We start from the raw sequence: 23,452 nt of genomic DNA, 5'->3' as shown, positions 1-23,452 counted from the left end.
GGCGAGGGGTCAGTATAGGAACTATTCTAAACCTAATATTACGTATTTTTTACAAATTGACTTAATTTTTACTTAAGGTCGCGGGAGTATATTTTAAATATAAAGGCATACCGCAAGGGAATGTTAGAAACGGATTTTTAACGTACCAACAGCCAGCAGAGGAAAAGAACATGAAAAGCTCACATGAAATACAAAAGGTATTAGAGGAAGAAAAAAAACGGATGCTCCTCCAGTTATACCTTGGTGAAAAATTCAAAGACACGTTTCACATGAATTGGTTGGACTCGCCGGAAAATTACGGTCATTTAATCAAGGCGTTTGATTTTTTTTACAACCTGAACTCTGAAAATCTGGAGCTTGACGCCATAGGAAGCAGCAATCAGGTTACAAGAGAAGAGCATGAAAAACAGTTTCAATACCTGGTGGCACTACTTGATAAATCCGTAATTTTTTCAGAAGATACCCCTCCTGTCACCATTGCTTTTGATGAGAAAGAAGCGGGATTACAATCCCTTGATATCAAACAAAAATCAAAATCAGTATCCCTGCGCGATTTGCATGCACAAGGCGCTAATTTAGGTGTAGCGGAAAAATTTCTTAATGCCGAACTGGGCCAGCAGGAATGGCTCAGTGAAGTGGATTTGGAACGAACCCTGACCAAACTTGGCGTCAGGGACAAAGTCCATATTACCCGATTAAACGTCGAAGACATCGGTATGATCCTGCATTTTGAACGTGAGAAACATGGCGGCGACGATCAACCGTATACCATTCCGCTGCTCATCAATTGCGGCAATAGCGGTTCTTTATATAGCCAGGGTTCACACTGGACCGAGGCATTAATTACCGTTAATCCGGAAGATGAAACAGTCACCATAAATTACAGTGACTCCATGACTGCGGGTTTGGAAGTTCAGGGAATATTAGAGACTGCCGCTAATTATAATGAGGTTTCAATCGTTAACGGCGTTGCAAAAACCTACACGGCATTCCCGGACATTGAACCTGACATTCATATCGAATCGGAAAATATACAGAAGGACGGGTGGAGTTGCGGTTATCGGGCATTGTATAAATTACTGGGACACGATGCGTTTCCAATACCAGATGACGATCTGGTCACACCCTGGCTTGACAGCATAGAAGATGCCCCGGACTCGCCGGAATTACGCGAGGCCTTCTACCGATTATTACTGTCAGATTTAGTGATTGATGATGAATATTTTCTTGCCATGAGCCTTGACAAGGAAGCCTTTGTTCATACGGATAAAACGGAGCAATACAAACTCGATAACGAGTTCGCCAAAAAATATCTGGAATTATTGTCAGGCAACGCCCCTTCCAAATCAGCCGTTACAACCGAACACTTTAAAGATGAGTATGGTGTGATTGCCAAAGTAATCAATGAGTTACGTATAACAACAGGCCGCCTTGACAGTCTGATTCGGTTGAGAGAAGGCATTAATAAAATAATGAAAGACAAAGATCTGTCTTCTGATGCCAGAATCTTTGCATTATTAGATGTATTTGCTACGGAATACAACACCATCCTGAATTCCAGTGGCGGTTCAAACAGTAGACTGGCAAAAGATCTGAACACTTTTTGCATGAAGCATTTCGGGGTAGAACTGCAAAAAAATTCCAGACATTTACAAAAAGACGGACTTCTGTTAAGGATGCTGACCAAATTAACGCAGTCCGTTGTTTCTGAAGAAAGTTTATTGCCACCAATTATAAATACATCCAGTCAACCAAAGAAACCCTCGATCAGCGCACCTGTAATTGGTTCAAAAAAGATAGTCAACCCTACCATTTCACCCTCTGTTGATTCCGTCAAACTCAAATCAGATGGCGGTGACACCCAATTACGTTCCAGTAAAAAATTAAGTCGTCTGGGAACCATGTTTGGCCAGACTCAATTTTGCTATGGTGAAAAACCGGGGGGTGTTGAGCCAGGATTCCGGGCCATAGATTTGGATGAAACCTTTTTTAACGAACTAGGGAAAATACTACCGTCATTAAACGAAGATAAATTTGCCGTTTTAATGAAATCATTGGAATCGGACAGTTTAAAGCACAAGCAAATGGCATTTGCCACACTAATTAATAAATGGTCACCAAATCCGCACGAGAAAGATGATCTTGATCCGGATGTTGTAGAACTTTGTGAACATATCAAAGAAGCCGTTTCCAAAAATACCAGGCTAAGCGCCTGGATGTATAAACTTGATTATGCTGGCAAAGGAGAAAGTAAAAAACGGACCGACGCCAATAATGAGGCGATAAGAGAATTTGTCGGAACCAGATTGGCCGGAATTTTCAGTAGTCAGAACCAGAAACAGGACATTGCCTGGGTCAAAGGACCGACAGGACCCCATGCCTTGTTAGCATGTGGCTGGAAAAATGGTTTGCAAGAATTACGTACCTATTTACATGGCGGTCAGGAACCTGATTATCAGGGTATTTTGGTTGAAGATAAAAAATCCCTGGTTAAACGATCAAAAATGGTGCCTGGTTTGGGCAAAAATTTGATTTTTGGTATCGCCATCGGTGATCGTGACGGTATAGGTAAAGACGCTCAGAATAAAGGATTCGCCGAAGGCGCGTTTTATGGCTTTGATTATGGCAAACCTTATGAAGGAAAGGGCGTTTCCGGGACTCTGACTGATGATTTTATGTTTGAAGATCCGGGGGCAAGTGCCCCTGCCATATTCAGAGGATCATCTAAAATTGGCATAGCCCGTCATTTTATGTACCGGAATTACAGTATTTTTTATGATACACCTTTATCTGATCGCATGTTTGGAGTTCATCTGTTAAGAAAAATGATTACCGGAGAAAATCCAAGTGAAGAGGTCATTAAAAGTTATCCGGGATTAAGGCAGGAACTATATCGTGTTCAGCAACGCACCCCTTCGACGGAAACATTATTAAGTCGTTTGGGTGAGATTAGAATTCATTGCGATGAAGGCAGCGACTTACAAAATCTGGTAGATGGACTTGTCGTGCAAATTGGTTCCGGAAAATTATCAAATTTTGATCATTATTTCGCTGAAATAAAAATTGATTTAATCAGGGAAGCATTAAAAACAGGCATGTCCTATAAAGAATTACACGGGTATCTTGACTTTATTGATGAAATGGCCGTCCATGCCACGACAAGTAATCGGAACATTCTCAATGTTTTTGAAAAACGCTTATTATTAACCAAAGAAGAAGTAGACTTCATCGATAAAATGGAAAAAACCGTATCACCAACCTCGGTTATGTCGCATGATGGTCACGTTTTCCTTAATGAAATGCGTATAGATCCATTGAAAAAACGCATACCATTCCAATTGGAGCTATTGGAGAATGGAACCTATGTTTTATCAACTACGAAACAGAAGCTCATCGATGATTTGAATCATCAATTCAAACTTGATTTTAAAATATCATCAACTGGCCTTAGCTGTAATTTAACCTCGGATCAATTAATAGTGCTAATGGATAATGTCAATCAACAATATCATAGTAAACGACAACAATTATTGACAGAACCTACCTATAGACTAGAAACTTTCCCATATATTACATCCCTTTTAAATAAAGGTATTCCAAAGGATTCGCAAGCAATTGTTGAGGTGGCCTGGCGTTCAGATAAAAGTCTTTCCTTTCGTTTAACCGTCAAAACGGAAGCTCAGGCTAAAATGGTGCAAACCATTTTTAATCTGGATGTAAAACCTGAAATAAATAGACCTATGATCGTTGAAGATATTACACCAAAACAACATCATAAATTTCAACAAAAAGTGGCTCACATTTATGAAGAAAGAGAATTGGAATCAAGTAAAAAACTAATGACATCGAAAGAGCCGCCTAAAACCTCATCAAAATGGCAAAAATTACATGACAAAGTTGAACGCACTGAATCCATGGAAGAAATCAGTGCTTCTGACGCTCTTATTAACCGCTATCGCAGCCTGATATCCGATAGTAAACACCTTCCAAAACTTGAGGATATCATCAAGGAAATGGATCCGTCTAATGCCGAAAGAATTATGACTTACAACGACGAAACATTAAGTCATCCAGACAATATCAAGTGCATTATGGAAGACAATTTGTCAAGCATAAAAATCATCGCAAAGGAAATCGAGCTACCCGTAGTAAAAGACGGTGAATTTAACCAAAGTTACACCCAATAGCCCAATAAAAAAATCTCATGGTTTATTGACATTTGCTCCAACAATTGGCATGTCAATAAACCCTGAATTGAAATCCGGTATAATGCCCATGTTATCCGTTTAATAACGGAAATTTATCTTTGCGGAACATCAAAATACACCAATCAGGACACCATTTTATTTTCAATAAAATTGGTTTGCATTCCTATCTTCATATCTGTTTAACTGTCAGTTTAAGACACGTGGGCTATAATTTAAATTGCAAAAGGATATTTTTGAAATTTGCTGTAATTATTTCTGATGTTGCCATCTTATCGGGACTAGAATGCAACATGACAATAGAGAGGTAAATTAAAATGAATCGTAAACACAAAAAAGGTGAGCTTTCCGAGAAGGCCTTACAGGGTATTTCCGGTGGCGGCGTTGGCCCGCAATCCAGAAGAGCAAGACGAGTGCGAGATCGAGCCGTGCCAACAAGTCCGTCGACTCCTGAAGCTGTCCGGGCTGCTCCGACTTCCAGAACAAACCAGTCTATCGAGGACAGGTTGGCTCAGATAAAAAAACCTTTTTAAATGAAAGCGTACGAATAGTTGTCTTTGAATTCCATAAGTTGCAGCTTTGCTAAAAGCGGCAACTTATTTTTAGATGAGTATAAAATATTCATGTAAGGACCTATTGTGAATGCGATAGATGCTTTAAAAAAATCCTCTACTTTTTCCAATCTCAACGATCGTATTTTATGGCATATCGCAGCCCTTGGTAATGAGCAATTTTTTGCCAAAGATGACATTCTAATGCGAGAAGGTCAACTGGGAGAATTCTGTTATATACTCATTTCAGGCCAGGTTGAAGTATTTCGTACCTTTAATAATGATGAAAAATTTATCATCGCTCAACTGCAGCCCGGAGAAATCATCGGAGAACTGGCTATTATTGACGAACTACCTCGCTCTGCCAGTGTAGTCGCTCTCGAACCAACCAATACGCTTGCAATCTCCGCATGGGACTTTAAAGCCCAGATGCAGGCATATCCTGAAATTGCCCTTCAACTACTCCCTGTGCTTGCCCAACGTCTGCGGCAAACCCAGGATAAACTTTTTCAGATGCAGCTGCCATGAAAAATAATAAAGAAGAACCTGTTAAATTCCGAAAAAAGGCGCTCGAACATCTGAATAAACCGACTTCCATGGACGATACTCTTCAAGTTATCACCTTGAAAAATTGGCTGTTACTACTTGTGTTGGTTTTGATAATTTGTGGATGTATAACCTGGCTATTTTTGGGAACGCTTTTTATAAAAACATCCGGGAAAGGCGTTCTCATGAGTGTGGTTGGCGATATTGAAACAGTTCAAGCCGCTGAAAACTCCGGGTTTATCGAAAAAATCGTCGTATATACCGGGCAAACTATAAAGAAGAACACCGTTCTAGCAACTATAAAAAGCGACTTGGAAACTCAATTGGAAATACAAGGAAACTATTTAAAAAAATTAAAATATGAACAAAATATTTTATCGGAGCGCGCCGAATTTATGGTAAAAGATTTGCGAGAAAAACAAGAAGAACAAATCGAAAAAATTCATGCTAGCCTGCGAGCAGCAAAAGAAAAGCTGAAACAGCTTGCTGTTTTAACAAAGCTAAAAGAAAATGCCATGAAAAAAGGAATTATTGATCTGCCAAATGTGACGGAAACTCGCATAGAATATTTTAAGTTGTTGCAAGAAATCAACTCCCATGAAGCAGAGTTAATTTCAATGAAAAGCAATCTGGTGGAGCTGCAGGATAAATGGCAGGAGCGACAAAAAGAACTGGCTCTTATTATTTACAAGGAAGAACATAACTATCAATTAATAAAAAGACGATGGCTACATACCAATCTGATTAAAAGCCCGCTTGCAGGCACCATCGCCGAAATACGTGTAAAAGCGGGTGATTATATTCAACCAGGGCAACCGATACTGACCATCATTCCCGCAGATCAAAATTTGTACGCACTCATTTTCGTACCCGCCGGCAAAGGGAAACTCATCAAGCCTGGTATGAAGGTACAAATAGCGCCGACCATGGTGAACAAATTTGAATTCGGCACTATTAAAGGACGCGTCGAAACGGTTTCATCTCTACCGGTTACCCCCCAAATGATGATGACACTACTTAAAAACAAGCAAATAGTTAATACGTTTCTGCCATCGGAACCTCAATTAGCAGTCAAGGTTTCATTGCAAAAAAACTCAGGATCGCACAGCGGTTACCAATGGACTACGTCCCAGGGGCCGCCTTTGCAGCTAACGCAAGGCACACTGGTAGACGCCATGTTTAATGTGGAAGAAAAAAAACCAATTGACATTCTTATCAATCTAACCAACAGGGTGATAAATAAAGGTACAAGCAAATGACGACCCGTATTCTGACTAAAATGAGACGTGTCAAGACCCCGGTCATTTTACAACTGGAAGCAACCGAGTGCGGCTCTACTGCACTGGCTATTCTCATGGCTCACTATGGAAAATTTGTGACTGCCGAGGAGATACGTTCTATTTGCAGCGTCTCCCGAAACGGTACCACGGCTATCAATCTGGTAAAAGCGGCACGCCATTATGGCATGTCTGCACGTGGTTATAATCTGGAAATTGATGAATTGGACGGTGTCACCCTGCCCTTTATTGTCTTTTGGAAATTCAATCACTTTTTAATTGTTGAAGGATTTAGCGCAAAAAAAGTCTATTTAAATGATCCGGCTGTTGGTTCCTGTATCGTTGACTGGGAGGAGTTTGAGCAGGGATTTACCGGCGTTGTCCTTGAAATTGAACCTGGTGAACATTTTGTTCCCAGTGGCGAGCCCCCTTCAGGCACCTTCCATTTACTTTGGCAGCGTATTGGACATAATCAAATCGCAATGCTGTTTATCAGCCTGGTTACACTGCTCTTAATTCTTCCTAAAACGTTTATTCCTTTATTTATTAAAGTTTTTGTCGATGACATTTTGACGAACCATCAAAACAGTTTAATCCCAATCATTTTTGGTGGTATTGCAATGGCCACATTCATTGAGATGTTACTGACCTGGATACAAAAAAAATCACTTCTTCGGCTTAAGATAAAGCTGGAAATGCTCTATACAGTATCGTTTCTTTGGCATCTCCTCCATATCCCCATTCGCTATTTTCAACAGCGTTCATCAGGGGATATTGTGGAACGACAGGAAATCAGTGAGAAAATTTCAGAAACACTTGCCAACGACATACCTTCTGCGCTGGTCAATACCATCGAAATAATAGCCTATATGGCAGTAATTATGATTTTAAGCTGGCCAATCGGCATTCTATTAACCTTGTTAATCGTTATGAATTTTGTTGCCCTTGTTCTTTCAAAACACTACTTGACGACTTTGGGCCAACGTTATGCCCAGGAACAGGGAAAGTTGTATGGCATTGAAATGAATGGGTTACAAATTATTGAGACAATCCGCATAGGTGCTCTGGAATCTATTTTCTTTAATCGTTGGTTAAGCCATTACATCAATGCCTTGCAGTCGGAACAACAAATTCTCTGGCGAAAAACAATGCTTGGCTTGTTTCCTTCTTTTATTAATTTACTGACAATCCTGCTCGTTCTTTGTTTCGGTTCCTATCTGGTGATCATTGGTCAAATAACCGTAGGAACCATTATCGCCATACAGGGACTCGCTTTTCTTGTTATTGCAAATTTAAGCGGTTTGGTGGACTTTGCAACCACAATAAATGATAGCCGTGGGGATTTAATTCGTTTGAATGATGTTTTGGAAACAACGGTCGACCCTCATTTTACCGTTAAAAACGCAGCGGGACATGATTTTTTACAGAAAAAATCACCGGTCATTTTAAAACTGGATGCCATCACCTACAGTTACTCGCCTTTGGAGCCACCAGTGATAGATAACCTGTCCTTAACGGTTCAACGTGGGCAACGAATCGCGCTGGTAGGTGCCAGCGGCAGCGGTAAATCAACCCTTGCTCAACTCATTTGTGGTTTAAATCAAGTTAATTCGGGACAAATTTTCATTAACGACTATCTTCTCAGCAATTTAAATCGTCAGGAATTAAGCGAGTTTATTGCTTATGTCGATCAGAATGTTTTTTTCTTCGAAGGAACGTTACGTGACAATTTAACGTTCTGGAGCCAGGAAATAGCCGATCAGGACATTCATGATTTATTAAAACTTGTTTGTCTTGATGAGGAAATTGGCAGCCGTGGTGGTTTAAACATGACGGTATCCGAAGGAGGAAGTAATTTAAGCGGCGGACAGTGTCAACGACTTGAAATTGTCAGGGCATTGTTACACAAGCCGGAACTTCTTATTCTGGATGAAGCTACGGCATCATTGGATCTCAATACCGAATCAATCATTTATCAGAATTTTATCCCTTTACAGCGCACTTTGTTTATTATTGCGCATCGCCTGCATGCGATACAAAATTGCGACCAGATTCTGGTATTGGACAAGGGTCATATTGCAGAAGCAGGAAGTCACCAGGATTTAATAAAGAGCCAGGGAATTTATTATGAACAATTCAGGATGGAAAAGCTATGAACAATAGCCACCAGGTCCCTCCTGATTGCGAAGACGTTTTACAGGAGGTAATTAACCATCGTCAACAGCCGAAAAGCGCACTGGATTTTGCCGATCGATGTTTTATTATTAGCCGAATAATTGCGAAGAATTCAGGATTAAAAATAACAATAAAACCCGGTGGTTTTTCTGCGTCATTATCTCTTGAGAACTTACTGGAATCTGTTGCTTGTGACAACAAATTTCGTGTTCGTGAATTTCGTTTAAAAAAAGATTGGCATCATTTTGATTGCGGCTCATTTATAGCTCTTTATAAAAATCAACCATGCGCGTTTGTTTTCCAGCAAAATAAAGGTTACATTTTGATAGATCCGGAAAAAGAAATCCCTGTAAAATTAACCAGCAACATGACTAAATACATTACACCGCAGGCCTATACATTTTGTCCGGCATTACCAGATAAAATCTTAAAACTTGGAACCGTTCTTCATTTTTTACTACAGCCATTCAAAACAGAAATAATCTACAGTGTCGTGCTTCAACTATTTATGAGTATTTTATTATTAACTATTCCTTTTTTTACCGGTTATCTTATTGACAGCATTATCCCGCAAGCCAACCTGCATTATTTATTCCAGACAACTATTTTATTTTTATTAGTACTGATAGTTCTTATTATTTTTCAATTGATGCAAACGATAATTTTTATGCAGTTACAACTTAAAACCAAATATCGCTTGCAGATGGCCATATGGGATCGTCTGTTGCGATTTCCACTTTCATTTTTTCGCCGCTTTACCGCCGGCGATCTCCATTTCCGTTGCACTGTTGTAAACGATATACAACAAGAGCTTCAGACCGGAACCATTCAAATTATTGTATCTTCCCTGTTGTCTCTGTTAAACCTCGTTATCATGTTTGTCATTAACGTAAATCTGGGTTTAACCGTAATAGCATTACTTTTAATTATGGTTATAGCAACGTTCCTTGTTAATCTAAGAGCATTGCGTGAACAACGGGAAGTGGTCAATCAAAAAATTAAACTTAACAGTACCCTGTTAAGTTTAATCACTATTATTGCCAAGATCCGAGTCCATCATAAAGAACATCACGCATTCCGCTGGTGGAATCATTTTTTTGGTAAAAAAATGATTCATCATCAAAATGCGTCACGCTATGAATATTATTTGCAAATCTTCAGCCTGGGATGGAGCGGGCTTAGTATTCTGGTTATTTATGGTTTGGTATTCCTGCAAGGCACCAATTTAAGTTTTGGGCAATTTATCATTTTTAACGCTGCTTTTATGCAGTTTTTCGCGGCAATGATTCTTTTGGCTAATACCGTACTTTCATCCATAGAAATAGCACCGATTTATCAAAAAGTGTTACCTATTCTTCGCCAACCTGTAGAAGAAACCAGACCACTGGGTAATGAATCCATTTTTAAAGGTGACATTGATTTTAATCAAGTCATGTTCCGTTATTCCGGAAACGAAAAACCCTTGTTCGTTGACTTTAATTTGACTATAAAGCCACATTCTTTCGTTGCTATCGTTGGACCATCCGGTGCCGGTAAGTCTACCTTGTTGCGCTTACTTCTTGGACTGGAAACGATAACCTCCGGTTCGATAAAATTCAATGGCATTGACTTGCAAAAAATTGACGGCAACTATTTACGAAAACATGTTGGTGCCGTGCTGCAATCATCCAGAATTCTTCCTGGTACTATTTTTGAGAATATTGCCGGACGTAACATGCAAATGTCTCGAGAACAAGCATGGGATATAATAAAAAAAATTGGACTTGAACAAGTCATACATGATTTGCCAATGGGCATCGATACATTTATCAACGATGGGATCCAGACCCTTTCAGGCGGAGAAATGCAACGCATTATCCTGGCACGCGCGGTAAGCTCCAGCCCTCACCTTCTCTTGCTGGATGAAGCCACCAGCGCTCTTGATAATAAAATCCAGTATGAGGTTCAGCAGTTTTTACAGAACCTCGCCGTGACTCGTATTGTAGTAGCGCACCGTCTAAGCACCATTCGCCATGCCGATATTATTCATGTCATAGAAAAAGGCCGTTGTGTCGAGTCAGGCAATTATCAGGAATTGCTCCGGGCAAAAGGTGTCTTCTTTAATATGATTCAATAAAAAATCATGACTTTCATCTAGGCTCTGTGAACCAATTTTTTCGCAAAGCGAAAATGTGGATAATTGAGTGCCATTATGTCTTTGAATGAGGCGAATAGCGGGCTCTATTTAACGAATTCAAAGACATAATGGCGCCAATTAGCCGCATTTGCAGCTGTGAAAATTTTGGTTCACAGAGCCCAGGTTCTGTGCACTTATCCGATTCAGACTGTAAAATCTGGTTCAGGTATAAACCATGCCACCATCAGAAATAGATTACATTGGCTAGCAATATTCGATGAATAACCATAGTATGGTAAATAAGTCCGAACATTATGCCACACCATACATCAACTCAATTATTTAACAATGACTGAAACAACCATGAATTATAAAGTGGAAGATACGCCTCCTTTTACAAAAACCTTGTTGTTGTCTCTGCAGTATGCGCTATTAGTCGTACCTTCCTTGATTATCCCATTATTTTTAAGTCATATCGCAGGGGCATCCGGGCGAGTTCCTATACAAATGGTCGCAGCCACCCTGGTCAGTACCGGCATAGTTACCATATTACAAGCCTGGCGAGGACAATGGGTGATTGGTTCCGGCTTTTTTATGCCCGCGGTATCTTCAGCGATTTATTTTCCAGCTTCATTATTTGCGTTAAGTATCGGCGGTTTACCCCTGTTGTTTACCATGACAATAATAGCCGGCTTGTTTGAAATGTTCCTCGGATTTATTTTTCGCTGGCTAAAGCCTTTTTTTCCTTCGTTTTTAACCGGTTTTGTAATTATGCTGGTCGGTATCAGCCTGGGCATGTTGGCGTTACACAAAATGCTGGACATTACCCACTATAGTCAGACTGGTTATAACCGCAACCTCATTTTAGGCATCTCGACAGCACTACTTATGTTTGCTCTGACCATTTGGGGAAAGGGTGCCATTCGGCTTATCGCCCCTCTTGTTGGTATTGTTTATGGTGTAATTCTCGCCTACGGTTTGCAAGTGTTTGCACCGATAGCCGTAGTAAATCCTGGTGAACTGTCCTGGTTTCAGATCCCTTTTCCCAATGACGTATCGCTCCGGTTCGATTGGATAGTTGTCACCATATTTTTTGTATCGGGATTGACCTCGGCCATTCGAGTTACAGGCATAGTAGCAACCTGTCAAAATGCCAATTACGATAACAGTCATCATTTTAGTAACAAACAGACTCAGAGAGGTATCGTAACCGATGGCCTGGGATGTTCCATAGCTGGTCTTCTCGGCGCTCCCGGCATTTCCGCCGCACCAAGTCTGGTAGGTATCAGCCTCATTAATGGTGTGACAAGCCGAATTTTAGGCTATACGGTTGGTGGCCTTCTTATAGCAATGGCATTTTTTCCCAAATGCCTTCTGATATTTACCTTTATTTCCGTACCTGTCAGCGGCGCAGCACTCTTTTTTCTAGGGACAATTATGACAATGAGTGGTCTGCAGCTTATTAATGCAGACCGTTCCTCCATGCGTATAAACCTGGTTTTGAGCTTATGTTTGCTAATCGCTTTAAGCCATCTGGCTCTGGTCAATTTTTATCAAATTTTACCGAGCTATATGTTATCCGTAACAGGCTCGTTATTATCCCTCGGAGTACTTTTTGCCATCGCCCTCAATATTATTATTAATTTTACTTATAAAAAACCCATCCATTTGATTTTAAATGAAAACATAATCAAAGATACTAATGTGAATGATCTTTTAAGAGAAAAATTACGGAATACGGGCATTTCAATTGCGTTAAAGGGAAAAGTGGTCGATTCCGTAGGACAGATTGTTAAAGCCATTTGCCTGGATTACATGACTCAGCAACCAATAATGCTGGAAGTCGTCTGTAAGCTGGAGGTCAAAATCACTATTCACTACACAGGCCATTTATACCACCTTCCCCAATTTTCCAATGATATGGATAATGAAGACGCGGCGTTCACGGTCGGATTAATCCGGATGTACACCGCGGAACAGCCGGATCATATTGTTTATAAGCAAGATGGGGAAAAATGCAGGCTGGTATTAACCTATTATCATAATTAATTCTGAATGCATTGTTTTTATCACCATCTTTGATTGGGTGAGTTGATTCACTATTAAGGTCGTCTTAAAATCATTTAAGGCCTCTTCGTTAATAAACATTTTTTTAACCCTTCTTCCCGAAATTTAACATCATGACTTGTGTATTGTTTCGGATTCATTTCTAATGGCTGGATAAACGCCGTATCAAATTGCAAAGGACATGATCATGACGAATTGGATGATTTATGGAGCAAACGGGTATACCGGAGAATTGATAGCAAGGGAAGCCAAAGTACAAGGACTCAATCCAATCCTGGCCGGGCGTCATGAACATGACATTAAAGCCATGGCTGATGAGTTGGGTTTTCAAAGCCTGATTTTCGATTTAACTGATCAAGACAACATCAAGAAACAATTAGCAGGAGTATCACTGATATTAAACTGTGCCGGCCCATTTTCTTCCACAAGCGTTCCCATGATAAACGCCTGTCTTCAAGCAGGCGTTCACTATATCGATATTACTGGCGAGATCGCCGTATTTGAATATGCCAATAGTCAACACCCGCATGCCGAAGCGGCCAATGTCGTACTTTGTCCGGGTGTGGGATTTGATGTCATACCTACCGACTGTATAGCAGCCGCTTTAAAGGAGGCGCTGCCTGACGCCAACCAGCTAACCCTGGGATTTGACTCCGACTCCGGGCTATCCCCTGGCACGGCAAAAACAGCGGTAGAAGGCCTGGCGCTTGGAGGAAGAGTCCGCTTGAATGGCAAAATTACAAAAGTACCACTTGCCTGGAAAACTCGTAACATTGATTTTGGACATGGTGAAAAATCGGCTGTGACTATCCCCTGGGGGGATGTCAGCACAGCTTATTACACAACCGGTATACCAAATATTGAAGTGTATATACCAATGTCTCAAAGAAACATAGATATTCTAAAGAAAGCGAATTATATCCGCTGGTTTTTAGGGCTAACACCTATACAAACTTTTCTTAAAAAGAAAGCGGCCAAACAAATTGGTCCAGATCCCAAGCAACGTAAAAACCTTACAACTTATGTTTGGGGAGAAGCTAAAAACGCCAGGGGAGAGTGCAAGGTAGCGCGAATTAAAACGGCCAATGGCTATGCCTTGACCGTCACCGGCAGCTTAACCGTGGTTGAATATCTGCTAAAAAATAATGTGACGGGTGGCTATATAACCCCCGCGCGATTAATGGGAGCCAATCTTGTCACAAAACTGCCAGGAAGTAGTGACATACAAATAGAGACTTTGTAGCCTGTCCATGATCCTGTCGGTAAAGATGTTTGTCTGTTCCTTTTTTAAAAGTTGGGGAGGGGATCACAGGCTTTTCGTTTAAAAGGGATAAGCCGGCCCCCTCGAAGTCTCCCAACTATCCGGCCAATCCAATGCGTTCCTTTGTATCATGATAGGCCTTGTCGATATCCAGTTTTTTACTGTCTGAATCTATTAGCCAAGGCTGGTTTCCACCTATCATGGTATATCTCATACGTTCCAGCAAACCAGGGACACGGGGTTTGCTCAGTTTCTGTGATCCATGACTATGATCCTCGTTAATGCAGTGGGGGCCCTGGTGATGTAAAGCAAGTATGTCGCCTGGTTGAATCGCAACTGCCCCACCAGCTTTCCGACTGAGATTAACATTGGAATACAGATTTTTTGGGCCTTGCGACCAGGCTAACAGATGAGCTAAAGCGATGGAAAACTCACCGTCCAAAGCGGTATCCATTGTTAATGAAGCTTCTTTTTTTCGCATCATTTTGATATTTTCACGGTAATCAGCCTTTATTTTTTTCGTTATATCGTGGCGTTGTTGATCGGTTAAACTCTTATCCTTTACGGCTTCATAAAAATGGACAAGGCGCATGGCATGCTTCCCTAGTGTTTCAGCAATTTCTACAATGGAATCCAGGTGTTCGTCTTTTATAACCTGACCCTCTAAACCGGCTACCGTTTGACCGGTGATTAAACCAATGCCATACATTGCCGAGCTAATTCCTGCTTCGATTATATTCCGGCATTCTGATTCGGATAGCTCAGTGATTTTAGATAATTCAGATATATCTACTTTTGTTAATTTTTCAAGTGCATCCCTTGCTTGCGGGTATTTAGCAACGAGCCTGTTATGGACAGCCAGTCGATACTCAATATCGGCTTTCAAAGCAAGAGTAGCTTCAATCCCATCTATAGCATGCTGGTTTCTGTCCTTTAATACAGAGATATATTTTTCCAAAGGTATTCCGATATCTTTAGCTCTTTCATGCAGTATTTCCCGAGGGAGTTCCAAAGCGGTATTTGCAAGCGCCAAATCGGATTGATATTTGAGCCCTTTCTCAGTTAAACATTTGAAGTGATGCATCATGGCATCACCACAAGCCTTAACTAATTTAGCGTGCTCATTGGGTTGCTGAAACAAAAATAACAGATTACCAATAAACCCTTGTACAACCAATTCCTGCGAGCGACTTGGCGTATAGCCCTCTTTATACGGGTGGGCGACAGGCCCTGATGGCAATTGCTCAATAAATTGAAGTAATTGCTGGGGGGAATCGAATTGTTCAATAGACTTGTTTTTCAAATGTTCCTGATCTTTGCGGTGAAGCTCAATGGCATATTGGTATCTTTGTTGATCTCTAAAATCAAATCCGTAAAATGTTCCACCAGTACCAACGGTTAATGATATTAGTGCTCTGGATTTTTTTTTAAATGGCGCGCCAAACCTGGACGTTTTTGAAAAGAAATTGCTGTAAGACATAAAACTCTCTCTCAATAATCTTAATTTGAGTTATTTTAATACAGTTAGATTAAGATTTTATTAATTAGGATTTAATTTTATCAACCAAAGAGTTTTTAGTGTGGCAAAAAAGTGGCGTGAGTGAGTCTTGTCTTAAGATAGATAAAATAGGTACAGGACGTGTTGATATTTCATGGCCAGGGTTGGAACATGGCCATGACGGTGCTTCAGTCAGGATGCCGTTTATTTCAAGGTATAGTGGAAATCTTTGTCCGAAAAATCCCTGGGAGAAAACCCGTCTCTATATTTAAAGTATTCACAAATATGCGTGTCGATGATGTAAGTTGATTGCTCCGTCCGTTTTAAAATCCAGGTATGGACTAAATCTGCGATTAATTTTTGGCTATAGGGAGCGGGGGATTGCCAAATTGTTGCATACCAAACACCTTTCGTATTCATCGTAAGGCGCTCTTTTTGATACTCGCTTTTAACCAGTTCGCAATCGAATTTTTGATCGAAAAAACTCAATTTGCCAATTTGATGATCCGCCAGTCCCGCAATTCCTTTAAAAACAATATCACTATCTCGTATAGTGACAATTAAATTGTCTGCATCAACAATGGGTAAAAAATCAGATATTGGAGCTCTGGAGGCATTTAAATGATTAAATCGTTCAATAATTTTAAAGGCTTTATTTTCATCATGTCTAATTTGAGTCATTATTCACCCGTTACCTTTGGAATATAATACTGATTATAGATTAGTACTACAGTTGTATTTTGAAAAAGATCCCTGTTTATGTACTCATTTTTGCTCAGTGACAGTCATCTTTGCGCAGGCGAAGATCTATTTTAATCTGAATAGATTCCCGATTTCTCGGGAATGACAGAACTTACCACTGTAGTATTAGAGGGTGTTGATATGTCATTTCATGCACCTGTTTTTCAAAATTAGCTTCTCGTCAAGATACGTCAATTTAACCTCGATAGAACGATTATTTCGTGGTTTATGACAGTACCTGCAATCCTTCGGAACATTTACTGTCTTTACTGCCAGAAATGCTCACTAAAAAACTTGCTGATTGTATAGCTTTAGAACTATAAATACGTTATCATTGTGTGCTTAAAAAGATCATATTGTTTGCGTTTAGACTTTTCAAAGGGAGAAATGTATGACGAAAAAATTGACCGGTGAGGTAAGCGTAGAATTTGATGCCCCATCTCAAAAACTAATGGATAACATTACTAACGGAACAGTAACAAGAGAAGATATTGTTGCTAATTTATCGCAATGTGCCAAATCCAATGAGACCGGTGATAAGCCATCCGTTGAATGTGAAAAGGCGGCTCAGGCATACATGGCATACATGGCGCTTAATATATTTAGCAATAATGAGATGAAGCCTATTACTGAAGACGACGTTAATGAACAGGCGGTCTTGACACGTAATCGAAGCTATACCTTGTAACCGTTATCAGATCGTCTTACAGCCACGCATGTGGTTGATTTACACATTTACTCAAACAATAAATGACGTTAATCCATCACATGTTGCTCGTGTTTGTTGAAGTCATCTGTTCCTGAACATGGTATTTTATGAGGACGCTAGCCGCTATAGTTGTTCGTTGATTTGCGTGTGCGTTACTTTCATTAAAGTTCTTTCCCTCATCCATTATTGTAAATTTTTGTTCAATTTTTTCCTGTTTTTTGAAAAAACGTAAACAAAGTGTAAAATATATTGCCACTTCATGAGTGGTGATGTTAATTTATCCATTGACATAAGCTAATTTTAGAGAGAGTGATGTTATGCCAGTAAATAATACTAAAGCTACTAATAAAATAAGAGAGTACAGGGCAACTGTAGAGTCAACCAATACTATCCCTTTGGTAGGCCCTGTTAAATGCAGGATACATGGAACAATACAAGATGAAACTGTAAAAACTCCAAACGGAAAACAACATCACATTAAGATGGATTTAAAGGAAGCGGATCCAGCGAACTCAAGATTTTGTAATGTTAGCCAGATTACAGGACAAGGATCCATTCATGATGTAAACAACACAAACCGAACGGCTTCGGTCAATTTGGATGTTGCGGCGAAATTGCCGTTAGGCAGTGTCCCGGTCAAGCTTCAACAAGACAATGTTTCGCACAATAAGACATCTTACCGCGATGGGAGCAAGGACATCGAAATCACAACACAACAAAAAATTAAAGGTTATAACATTGGATTTTTTATTAAAGCCTCGAATGCCATGCCACTTCCACCTATTGATAAGGATAGTACGCACGAAGAAGTTTTGAACTATGAATTATGGGCCAAAGGCAATAAAGGCATAAGTTTCCGCAAATAACAACCAACCGATCCAATTACATTTGATGTAAAGGATTACATTGAGATGTGTTCATCCAACTTTGTCACCCCGCCAGTCACTTCAAGCCCAAATTAAGTTGTCCGTCAGAATATCTCTGGATCCGTGAAATCTACTACAAGATGAATGTCAGGCACTTCAGATGCCGGATAATTTAAGATTCTACTTTGATTGAGAGGCTTTTGTCCTTTCTCTTTACCAATGAATAAACTTGCTCGGTTGCAAGCCTTAATCCTTTAGCTTTGAGGTGCACTGGTATATTTTTTACCGTTTTACTATAAACCTGTGTCATATCAAAGTTGGTTTTAAACAACTCATTCACTTCTATTTGGTTTATTGAAAATGGCGGGCCTTGCATCTCCTGCTGATCGTATGAGGTTGTGATTAGTAATACTTTGGCATCAGGCTCAAGCAATTTGGCCAGTTGTTCTGAATAAGGCTTTCTAAGCTCCTGTGGGAGTGCAATGAGGGCCGCACGGTCATACACAGCATCGATTTTATCAAGTAAATTTTTATTGATTTTAAAGAAATCACCAGCAAACAAAGTCATTTCATCACTCTTGTAGACCGAAAATCCATTCATTTCAGTCACCTTGAAACGAATTTTATTGTCATTAAAAAACGCTTTGCATGCCTGCTCGCTAAGTTCAACACCGACTACTTTATAACCCTGACCAGCGAGCCATATCATGTCGATGCTTTTACCGCATAAAGGAACAAAAACACAATCACCAGGGTTGAGATTCAACTTGGGAAAATAGCGTTGCATTAAAGGATTGGGTTGCGATTGGTTAAATCCAATTTCATTGCATTGCCATCGTTGCTGCCAGTATTCTTTATCCATATTCATTACGATTAATTGGTTGATTACAGTATTTCTCTTCCAGGCTCTGTGCACGCATTTACTTTTGACGTGGTTTAAAGGGTGTCATACACGTTGCTCATCAAAAAACAGGCTAAGAAAGCACTGCAAAGTGTACCACAACCCGATAAAAGCAGAATAACTAAAAAGATTGTGTTATTGGGAAAAAATCCAGATAACCCAATTTTGATATAAAAAATTACAGGGCCCCCCCTCCCCTATTTTCGCCTGCGTATTGGATCATGGCGAATTATTTTTGACAGATATGATCAGGTGAGAATTATCTCTATTGAAAAAATCAAACTGTAAACTCTCCCTTATACAGTGCCAAATTACTTGCTCTAATCTTGCTTTACCTTGATTTTGCTTCGGCCTTGGAAATAAAAAAATTACTTCGATCAAGTGAATTCAATTAAAATATCTCGTTATACTGATAAATTTCAACTTTTTTAATGCGATCGCGTGAAAAAAATTAATTTATGCTAAAATCAAGTTATTCAACACTATTATTTCACATGAACATATGAAAATTAATATGCAAAAATCATCTGTCCGCATTTTAGGAGAGGCCATAGAGGCCGAGAGGAAGCGGAGAAAGTTGACTCAAGGCCAGTTGGCTGATCTATCCGGCACCAGTATTAATTTTATCAGTCAAATTGAACGAGGCAAAAAAACAGCCCAAATTGCTAAGGTCATTGATGTTCTGCAAATTTTGGGCATGCAGCTTGTCATAGAGAAGGGAACAGCTGGTGTGGTGAACCACAATGAATGATTACAAAGCCATCAACGAACTAGAGATTTATAAAAAAACGGAGTTTGCAGGGGTCTTACGAAGAACTGAATACGGATGTGAATTTGAACTTAATTCAACATTTAGATCTCATTCAAACGAAGCCTATTTTTCATATTGTATCACAAAAGATACCGCTAAAATTGTAATGCAGGGTGATAATTTACCGCCTTTTTTTGCAGGTCTTTTACCTGAAGGAAGAAGGCTTAATGCCTTGGTCGATAAAATTAAAACCTCAAAAGATGATTTGTTCTCCCTTTTTTCCGCCGTAGGTAGTGATTGCATTGGGGATATTTACGTAGGCAACCCCGCTAAAGCTGAATTTCCACCAGCTAAAAAACTGGAAGAAGTAAACTTTTATTCATTGTTTGAAGAAACCATTGCCCCTGAGAGCCCTTTATTTGATAGCAAAGCACTAGCTGGCGTACAGGAGAAAATATCCGCATCTATGATCAGTTTCCCCTTAAAATTAACTAAAACAGGTAAAAGTTATATTTTAAAGTTAAACCCTGGCGACAAAAATAACTTGATTCAAAATGAATTTTGCTGTTTACAATTAGCGAAGCAGTGTGGCTTCACGGTTGCAAAAGCAAAACTGGTTTACGACAAAAATAAAAATACAGGCCTGTTGGTTGAAAGATTCGATAGATACAATGAAAAAAGAATACATCAAGAAGATGCCTGCCAATTTTTAAACCGTTACCCAGCGGACAAATACCGCATAACGGTGAATCAAATTGCCGATGCAATCATGCTCATTGCCAATGCCCCACAACTAGAGATTTTAAATTTGCTCAGTCAAATTGCTTTTTCCTACCTGATTTGCAATGGTGATTTACATGCAAAAAACATCAGTCTGCAGACATTAGAAGATGAAACCATTACCCTTACGCCGCTTTATGATTTGATTTCGACTGCGATTTATAGTGACTTCAATATGGCAATCAAAATGGATGGTCGAGATGATAATATGAAAAGAAAAATATTCACTGATTTCGCTGAGCGTTATCAGATTTCTGTTAAAGTAATGAACGCCACACTGGATAAGCTGTTAAAACGTTTTACAAAATATTATCCAGGTTTGTTTACCTTCGAAATGACCGATAAGAAAAAAAATTTGCTTGATCGGATGATTGCCAAGCGGATAAGAGACTTGCAATAAACAAAACTTACAATTTTGACTTATGACTTTTAACTCCTTGATTTTACTATGCCGTTGTGCGGAATCGAACCGCAGACCTATTGATTACGAATTATATTTTTGTATATTTTATACACTACGACACACTTTTAATTTCTTTTAAAATCATCATAAATACAACCAACTACTCTTGTATTAAGTTATAAGTTCTATTAAGCTTTTTTACCTAATTCTTCGACACATATTCGACACATGTTCGACACACAAAGGTAAAAAGCGATGAAAATTAACAAGTCTGCCGTCGAAAATTTATCCATTCCAATGGTAACCCAACCCGGTAGAACCGCTCAAAAAAAATATTACGACGACCAATTAAAAGGCTTTGGCATACGAGTCACTTCAGGAGGAACAAAAGCCTTTTTTGTTGAAAAATTAATCAACCGAAAAGTTAAGCGTATCACCCTGGGTAGATATCCTGAGTTGACGCCTGAAATGGCTCGCAAGAAGGCGTTGGAGATCTTAGGGCAAATTGCTTGTGGGTTTGATCCGGTTGCTGAGAAAAAAGCCAAGAGGATGGCTCAAATTAGCTTGAAGGAAGTATTTAATGATTACCTCATCGCAAGAAAATCATTAAAGCCATCAACTAAGATCAATTATGAACAAGTGTTGAATAAAGCTTTTGCCAAATGGCTTGATAAGCCGATAATGAACATCAGTAAAGATCATGTGGCTCGTCAGCATGAAAAGTTAGGTCAAGAACATGGTGCCGCCTATGCGAACCTCTCCATGAGGGTATTAAGAGCCCTATTTAATTTTGCCGCAGGTCAATATGAAGATGCACAAGGCCGTTCACTCATTATTGAAAATCCTGTTAGACGCTTATCGCAAACCCGCTCTTGGTATCGTGTTGAGAGACGTAAATCATATATCAAATCGCATGAGTTAGCTGCTTGGTATCAAGCCGTAAAGCAATTAGATAATCAGATAATGGCCGATTATTTACTGTTAGTGTTATTTACCGGACTAAGGCGGCAAGAAGCAGCCACGTTAAAATGGCAAGACATTGATATGAAAGGCCGTACCTTGAGCATCCAAGATACAAAAAACAATGAAACCCACACCCTACCCCTATCTGATTTTTTATATGATTTATTCCTGCAACGACAATTAGACAAAGTAAATGACTACGTCTTCCCGGGTAATGGCGTAGCCGGTCATCTGATTGAGCCAAGAAAACAAATGGCCATCGTTACCAAAGCCACGGGCATTGAATTTACGGTTCATGATTTGAGAAGGACTTTTATTACCATCGCTGAAAGTTTAGATATACCGGCCTATGCTTTAAAACGATTACTTAATCACAAAATGACAAACGATGTGACGGCGGGATACATTATTGTTGATGTCGAACGATTAAGACGCCCTATGCAATTAATTACGGATTTTATTTTGAAGTGCTCGGGCGAAGTGAAAACCGCTGATATTATTGCAATCCAACCATCCAAAATGGAGCGTGTAAAGTGAATAACTCCTCAAATATAAAAATATCCTTCAAGGCCTTCTCATGAAAAATATTTCACTCTATAAAACTGAAGATGGTAGTTTTCAAGTTGAAGTTCCTGTTGAAAATGAAACGGTATGGTTAACTCAAAAGCAAATGTCAGCCCTTTTCAATAAAGACATTCGAACAATAAATGAACACATTCAAAATATATTCAATGAAAATGAGCTCTCACCAGAGGCAACCATCCGGAAATTCCGGATAGTTCGAGAAGAAGGGAAACGTAAAGTATCACGAGATATTGAGCATTATAACCTTGACGCAATAATTTCAGTTGGTTATCGAGTCAAGTCTAAAGAAGGAACTCAATTTAGAATTTGGGCAAACAAAATATTAAAGGAGTATTTACTTCAAGGTTATGCGCTTAATCAAGAGCAACTCATGAAGCAAACCGATCAAATTAGAAACCTTAGTAAAACACTTAAATTATTTCAACAAGCACAATCTGGCAGCATTAGCCAATCTGAGACTAGCGGATTGTTATCAGTATTAACTGAATACACCCATTCCTTTGTTTTATTAAATCAATATGACACGGGTAATTTCCCTAAATCCAAACTAAATACGAATATTACTCAGGAAATTAATTATGCTTCAGCAATGGATGCTATAGAGGATTTGAAATCACGTTTAATGTCAATAAATGAAGCAACCCCTTTATTTGGCAGGACCAAAGACAATAGTTTCGAAGGTATTCTTGGGAATATTGTCCAAAGCTTTGGCCGTGAATATTTATACCCCAGTATTGAGGAACAGGCAGCCCATTTATTGTACTTTATTATTAAGAACCACCCCTTTACTGATGGCAATAAACGCATTGGAGCATTCATGTTTATTTGGTTTTTACAACTCAATAACCATCACTTAAGACAAAATGGCCGAGTGAAAATCAACGATAATGCTCTTGTTGCTATTGCTCTGCTTGTGGCACAAAGTGAGCCTTCGCAAAAAGACATAATGATTCAACTCATCATCAACTTAATCCGGGACGGTGACTAGTAAATTCAGAACCGTTTACCGCGTATTTTTTTAACATTGCAAAGCAATGTATATTGCGCCCTTGGAAAA

17 protein-coding genes are annotated in these 23,452 nt (G+C 39.5%); 14 read left to right on the top strand and 3 right to left on the bottom strand.

Annotated features, from left to right (window positions below; translation table 11 throughout):
• Positions 1 to 170 precede the first annotated feature (170 nt).
• The 8 genes from CKW05_RS06820 to CKW05_RS06790 all read left to right on the top strand — a co-directional run bounded on the left by CKW05_RS06820 (position 171) and on the right by CKW05_RS06790 (position 14,180).
• On the top strand, positions 171 to 4,187 hold the full coding sequence (locus CKW05_RS06820) for a hypothetical protein (RefSeq protein WP_058483354.1): 4,017 nt from the start codon (positions 171 to 173) through the stop codon (positions 4,185 to 4,187).
• 335 nt (positions 4,188 to 4,522) lie between these two features.
• Positions 4,523 to 4,738, top strand: coding sequence for a hypothetical protein (locus tag CKW05_RS15310; protein ID WP_133141135.1), 216 nt, complete (start codon positions 4,523 to 4,525; stop codon positions 4,736 to 4,738).
• A gap of 105 nt (positions 4,739 to 4,843) precedes the next feature.
• Positions 4,844 to 5,284: a Crp/Fnr family transcriptional regulator gene (locus CKW05_RS06815; protein WP_058483353.1), complete on the top strand. Its 441-nt coding sequence runs from the start codon at positions 4,844 to 4,846 to the stop codon at positions 5,282 to 5,284.
• Positions 5,281 to 6,561, top strand: coding sequence for an NHLP bacteriocin system secretion protein (locus tag CKW05_RS06810; protein ID WP_058483352.1), 1,281 nt, complete (start codon positions 5,281 to 5,283; stop codon positions 6,559 to 6,561). Before CKW05_RS06815 ends, CKW05_RS06810 begins: the two co-directional genes overlap by 4 nt.
• On the top strand, positions 6,558 to 8,735 hold the full coding sequence (locus tag CKW05_RS06805) for a cysteine peptidase family C39 domain-containing protein (protein ID WP_058483351.1): 2,178 nt from the start codon (positions 6,558 to 6,560) through the stop codon (positions 8,733 to 8,735). The genes CKW05_RS06810 and CKW05_RS06805 overlap by 4 nt, the downstream gene beginning before the upstream one ends.
• Complete coding sequence (locus CKW05_RS06800; RefSeq protein WP_058483350.1) at positions 8,732 to 10,870, top strand: ATP-binding cassette domain-containing protein; 2,139 nt, start codon at positions 8,732 to 8,734, stop codon at positions 10,868 to 10,870. The genes CKW05_RS06805 and CKW05_RS06800 overlap by 4 nt, the downstream gene beginning before the upstream one ends.
• Before the next feature lie 363 nt (positions 10,871 to 11,233).
• Positions 11,234 to 12,919, top strand: a complete 1,686-nt coding sequence (locus CKW05_RS06795) for a uracil-xanthine permease family protein (protein ID WP_058483349.1) — start codon at positions 11,234 to 11,236, stop codon at positions 12,917 to 12,919.
• Between the two features lie 205 nt (positions 12,920 to 13,124).
• Complete coding sequence (locus CKW05_RS06790) at positions 13,125 to 14,180, top strand: saccharopine dehydrogenase family protein (protein ID WP_058483564.1); 1,056 nt, start codon at positions 13,125 to 13,127, stop codon at positions 14,178 to 14,180.
• Between the two features lie 115 nt (positions 14,181 to 14,295).
• Here CKW05_RS06790 and CKW05_RS06785 read toward each other — a convergent pair whose 3' ends face one another.
• On the bottom strand, positions 14,296 to 15,678 hold the full coding sequence (locus tag CKW05_RS06785) for a hypothetical protein (protein ID WP_058483348.1): 1,383 nt from the start codon (positions 15,676 to 15,678) through the stop codon (positions 14,296 to 14,298).
• A 222-nt stretch (positions 15,679 to 15,900) separates the two neighbouring features.
• Positions 15,901 to 16,377: a hypothetical protein gene (locus CKW05_RS06780; RefSeq protein WP_058483347.1), complete on the bottom strand. Its 477-nt coding sequence runs from the start codon at positions 16,375 to 16,377 to the stop codon at positions 15,901 to 15,903.
• Positions 16,378 to 16,828: 451 nt separating this feature from the next.
• Here CKW05_RS06780 and CKW05_RS06775 point away from each other — a divergent pair, with 451 nt between their 5' ends.
• The gene (locus tag CKW05_RS06775) at positions 16,829 to 17,125 is read left to right on the top strand and encodes a hypothetical protein (RefSeq protein WP_058483346.1); all 297 of its coding nucleotides are present in this window, start codon (positions 16,829 to 16,831) and stop codon (positions 17,123 to 17,125) included.
• A 338-nt stretch (positions 17,126 to 17,463) separates the two neighbouring features.
• Complete coding sequence (locus tag CKW05_RS06770) at positions 17,464 to 18,012, top strand: hypothetical protein (RefSeq protein WP_133141134.1); 549 nt, start codon at positions 17,464 to 17,466, stop codon at positions 18,010 to 18,012.
• 172 nt (positions 18,013 to 18,184) lie between these two features.
• On the opposite strand, the gene tmpT is transcribed toward CKW05_RS06770, so the two are convergent.
• Positions 18,185 to 18,880 carry a thiopurine S-methyltransferase gene (gene tmpT, locus CKW05_RS06765; protein WP_058483344.1) on the bottom strand — a complete coding sequence of 232 codons (696 nt, stop codon included), beginning with the start codon at positions 18,878 to 18,880 and terminating at the stop codon, positions 18,185 to 18,187.
• A 535-nt stretch (positions 18,881 to 19,415) separates the two neighbouring features.
• Between tmpT and CKW05_RS06755 the strand changes: the two genes are divergently transcribed.
• From CKW05_RS06755 to rhuM, 4 genes are all read left to right on the top strand, one after another.
• The gene (locus tag CKW05_RS06755) at positions 19,416 to 19,664 is read left to right on the top strand and encodes a type II toxin-antitoxin system Y4mF family antitoxin (protein ID WP_058483343.1); all 249 of its coding nucleotides are present in this window, start codon (positions 19,416 to 19,418) and stop codon (positions 19,662 to 19,664) included.
• On the top strand, positions 19,657 to 20,844 hold the full coding sequence (locus CKW05_RS06750; RefSeq protein WP_058483342.1) for a type II toxin-antitoxin system HipA family toxin: 1,188 nt from the start codon (positions 19,657 to 19,659) through the stop codon (positions 20,842 to 20,844). The genes CKW05_RS06755 and CKW05_RS06750 overlap by 8 nt, the downstream gene beginning before the upstream one ends.
• Before the next feature lie 258 nt (positions 20,845 to 21,102).
• Complete coding sequence (locus CKW05_RS06745) at positions 21,103 to 22,347, top strand: tyrosine-type recombinase/integrase (protein WP_058483341.1); 1,245 nt, start codon at positions 21,103 to 21,105, stop codon at positions 22,345 to 22,347.
• A 40-nt stretch (positions 22,348 to 22,387) separates the two neighbouring features.
• Positions 22,388 to 23,383, top strand: coding sequence for a RhuM family protein (gene rhuM, locus CKW05_RS06740; protein WP_058483340.1), 996 nt, complete (start codon positions 22,388 to 22,390; stop codon positions 23,381 to 23,383).
• Positions 23,384 to 23,452 lie beyond the last annotated feature (69 nt).

The sequence above is a fragment of the Legionella spiritensis genome (genome assembly GCF_900186965.1).
Classification (GTDB): Bacteria; Pseudomonadota; Gammaproteobacteria; order Legionellales; family Legionellaceae; genus Legionella_C; species Legionella_C spiritensis.
Note: the sequence above shows the minus strand (reverse complement) of the source record. Positions and strands in the feature narration are given on the sequence as shown.

Excerpts from the sequence above, each read along its gene's own strand:
- CKW05_RS06785 (WP_058483348.1), bottom strand. The coding sequence starts at position 15,678 with ATGTCTTACAGCAATTTCTTTTCAAAAACGTCCAGGTTTGGCGCGCCA.
- CKW05_RS06800 (WP_058483350.1), top strand. The coding sequence starts at position 8,732 with ATGAACAATAGCCACCAGGTCCCTCCTGATTGCGAAGACGTTTTACAG.
- rhuM (WP_058483340.1), top strand. The coding sequence starts at position 22,388 with ATGAAAAATATTTCACTCTATAAAACTGAAGATGGTAGTTTTCAAGTT.
- CKW05_RS06820 (WP_058483354.1), top strand. The coding sequence starts at position 171 with ATGAAAAGCTCACATGAAATACAAAAGGTATTAGAGGAAGAAAAAAAA.
- CKW05_RS06780 (WP_058483347.1), bottom strand. The coding sequence starts at position 16,377 with ATGACTCAAATTAGACATGATGAAAATAAAGCCTTTAAAATTATTGAA.
- CKW05_RS06745 (WP_058483341.1), top strand. The coding sequence starts at position 21,103 with ATGAAAATTAACAAGTCTGCCGTCGAAAATTTATCCATTCCAATGGTA.
- CKW05_RS06795 (WP_058483349.1), top strand. The coding sequence starts at position 11,234 with ATGAATTATAAAGTGGAAGATACGCCTCCTTTTACAAAAACCTTGTTG.
- tmpT (WP_058483344.1), bottom strand. The coding sequence starts at position 18,880 with ATGAATATGGATAAAGAATACTGGCAGCAACGATGGCAATGCAATGAA.
- CKW05_RS06750 (WP_058483342.1), top strand. The coding sequence starts at position 19,657 with ATGAATGATTACAAAGCCATCAACGAACTAGAGATTTATAAAAAAACG.
- CKW05_RS06805 (WP_058483351.1), top strand. The coding sequence starts at position 6,558 with ATGACGACCCGTATTCTGACTAAAATGAGACGTGTCAAGACCCCGGTC.
- CKW05_RS06775 (WP_058483346.1), top strand. The coding sequence starts at position 16,829 with ATGACGAAAAAATTGACCGGTGAGGTAAGCGTAGAATTTGATGCCCCA.
- CKW05_RS06810 (WP_058483352.1), top strand. The coding sequence starts at position 5,281 with ATGAAAAATAATAAAGAAGAACCTGTTAAATTCCGAAAAAAGGCGCTC.
- CKW05_RS15310 (WP_133141135.1), top strand. The coding sequence starts at position 4,523 with ATGAATCGTAAACACAAAAAAGGTGAGCTTTCCGAGAAGGCCTTACAG.
- CKW05_RS06790 (WP_058483564.1), top strand. The coding sequence starts at position 13,125 with ATGACGAATTGGATGATTTATGGAGCAAACGGGTATACCGGAGAATTG.
- CKW05_RS06755 (WP_058483343.1), top strand. The coding sequence starts at position 19,416 with ATGAAAATTAATATGCAAAAATCATCTGTCCGCATTTTAGGAGAGGCC.
- CKW05_RS06770 (WP_133141134.1), top strand. The coding sequence starts at position 17,464 with ATGCCAGTAAATAATACTAAAGCTACTAATAAAATAAGAGAGTACAGG.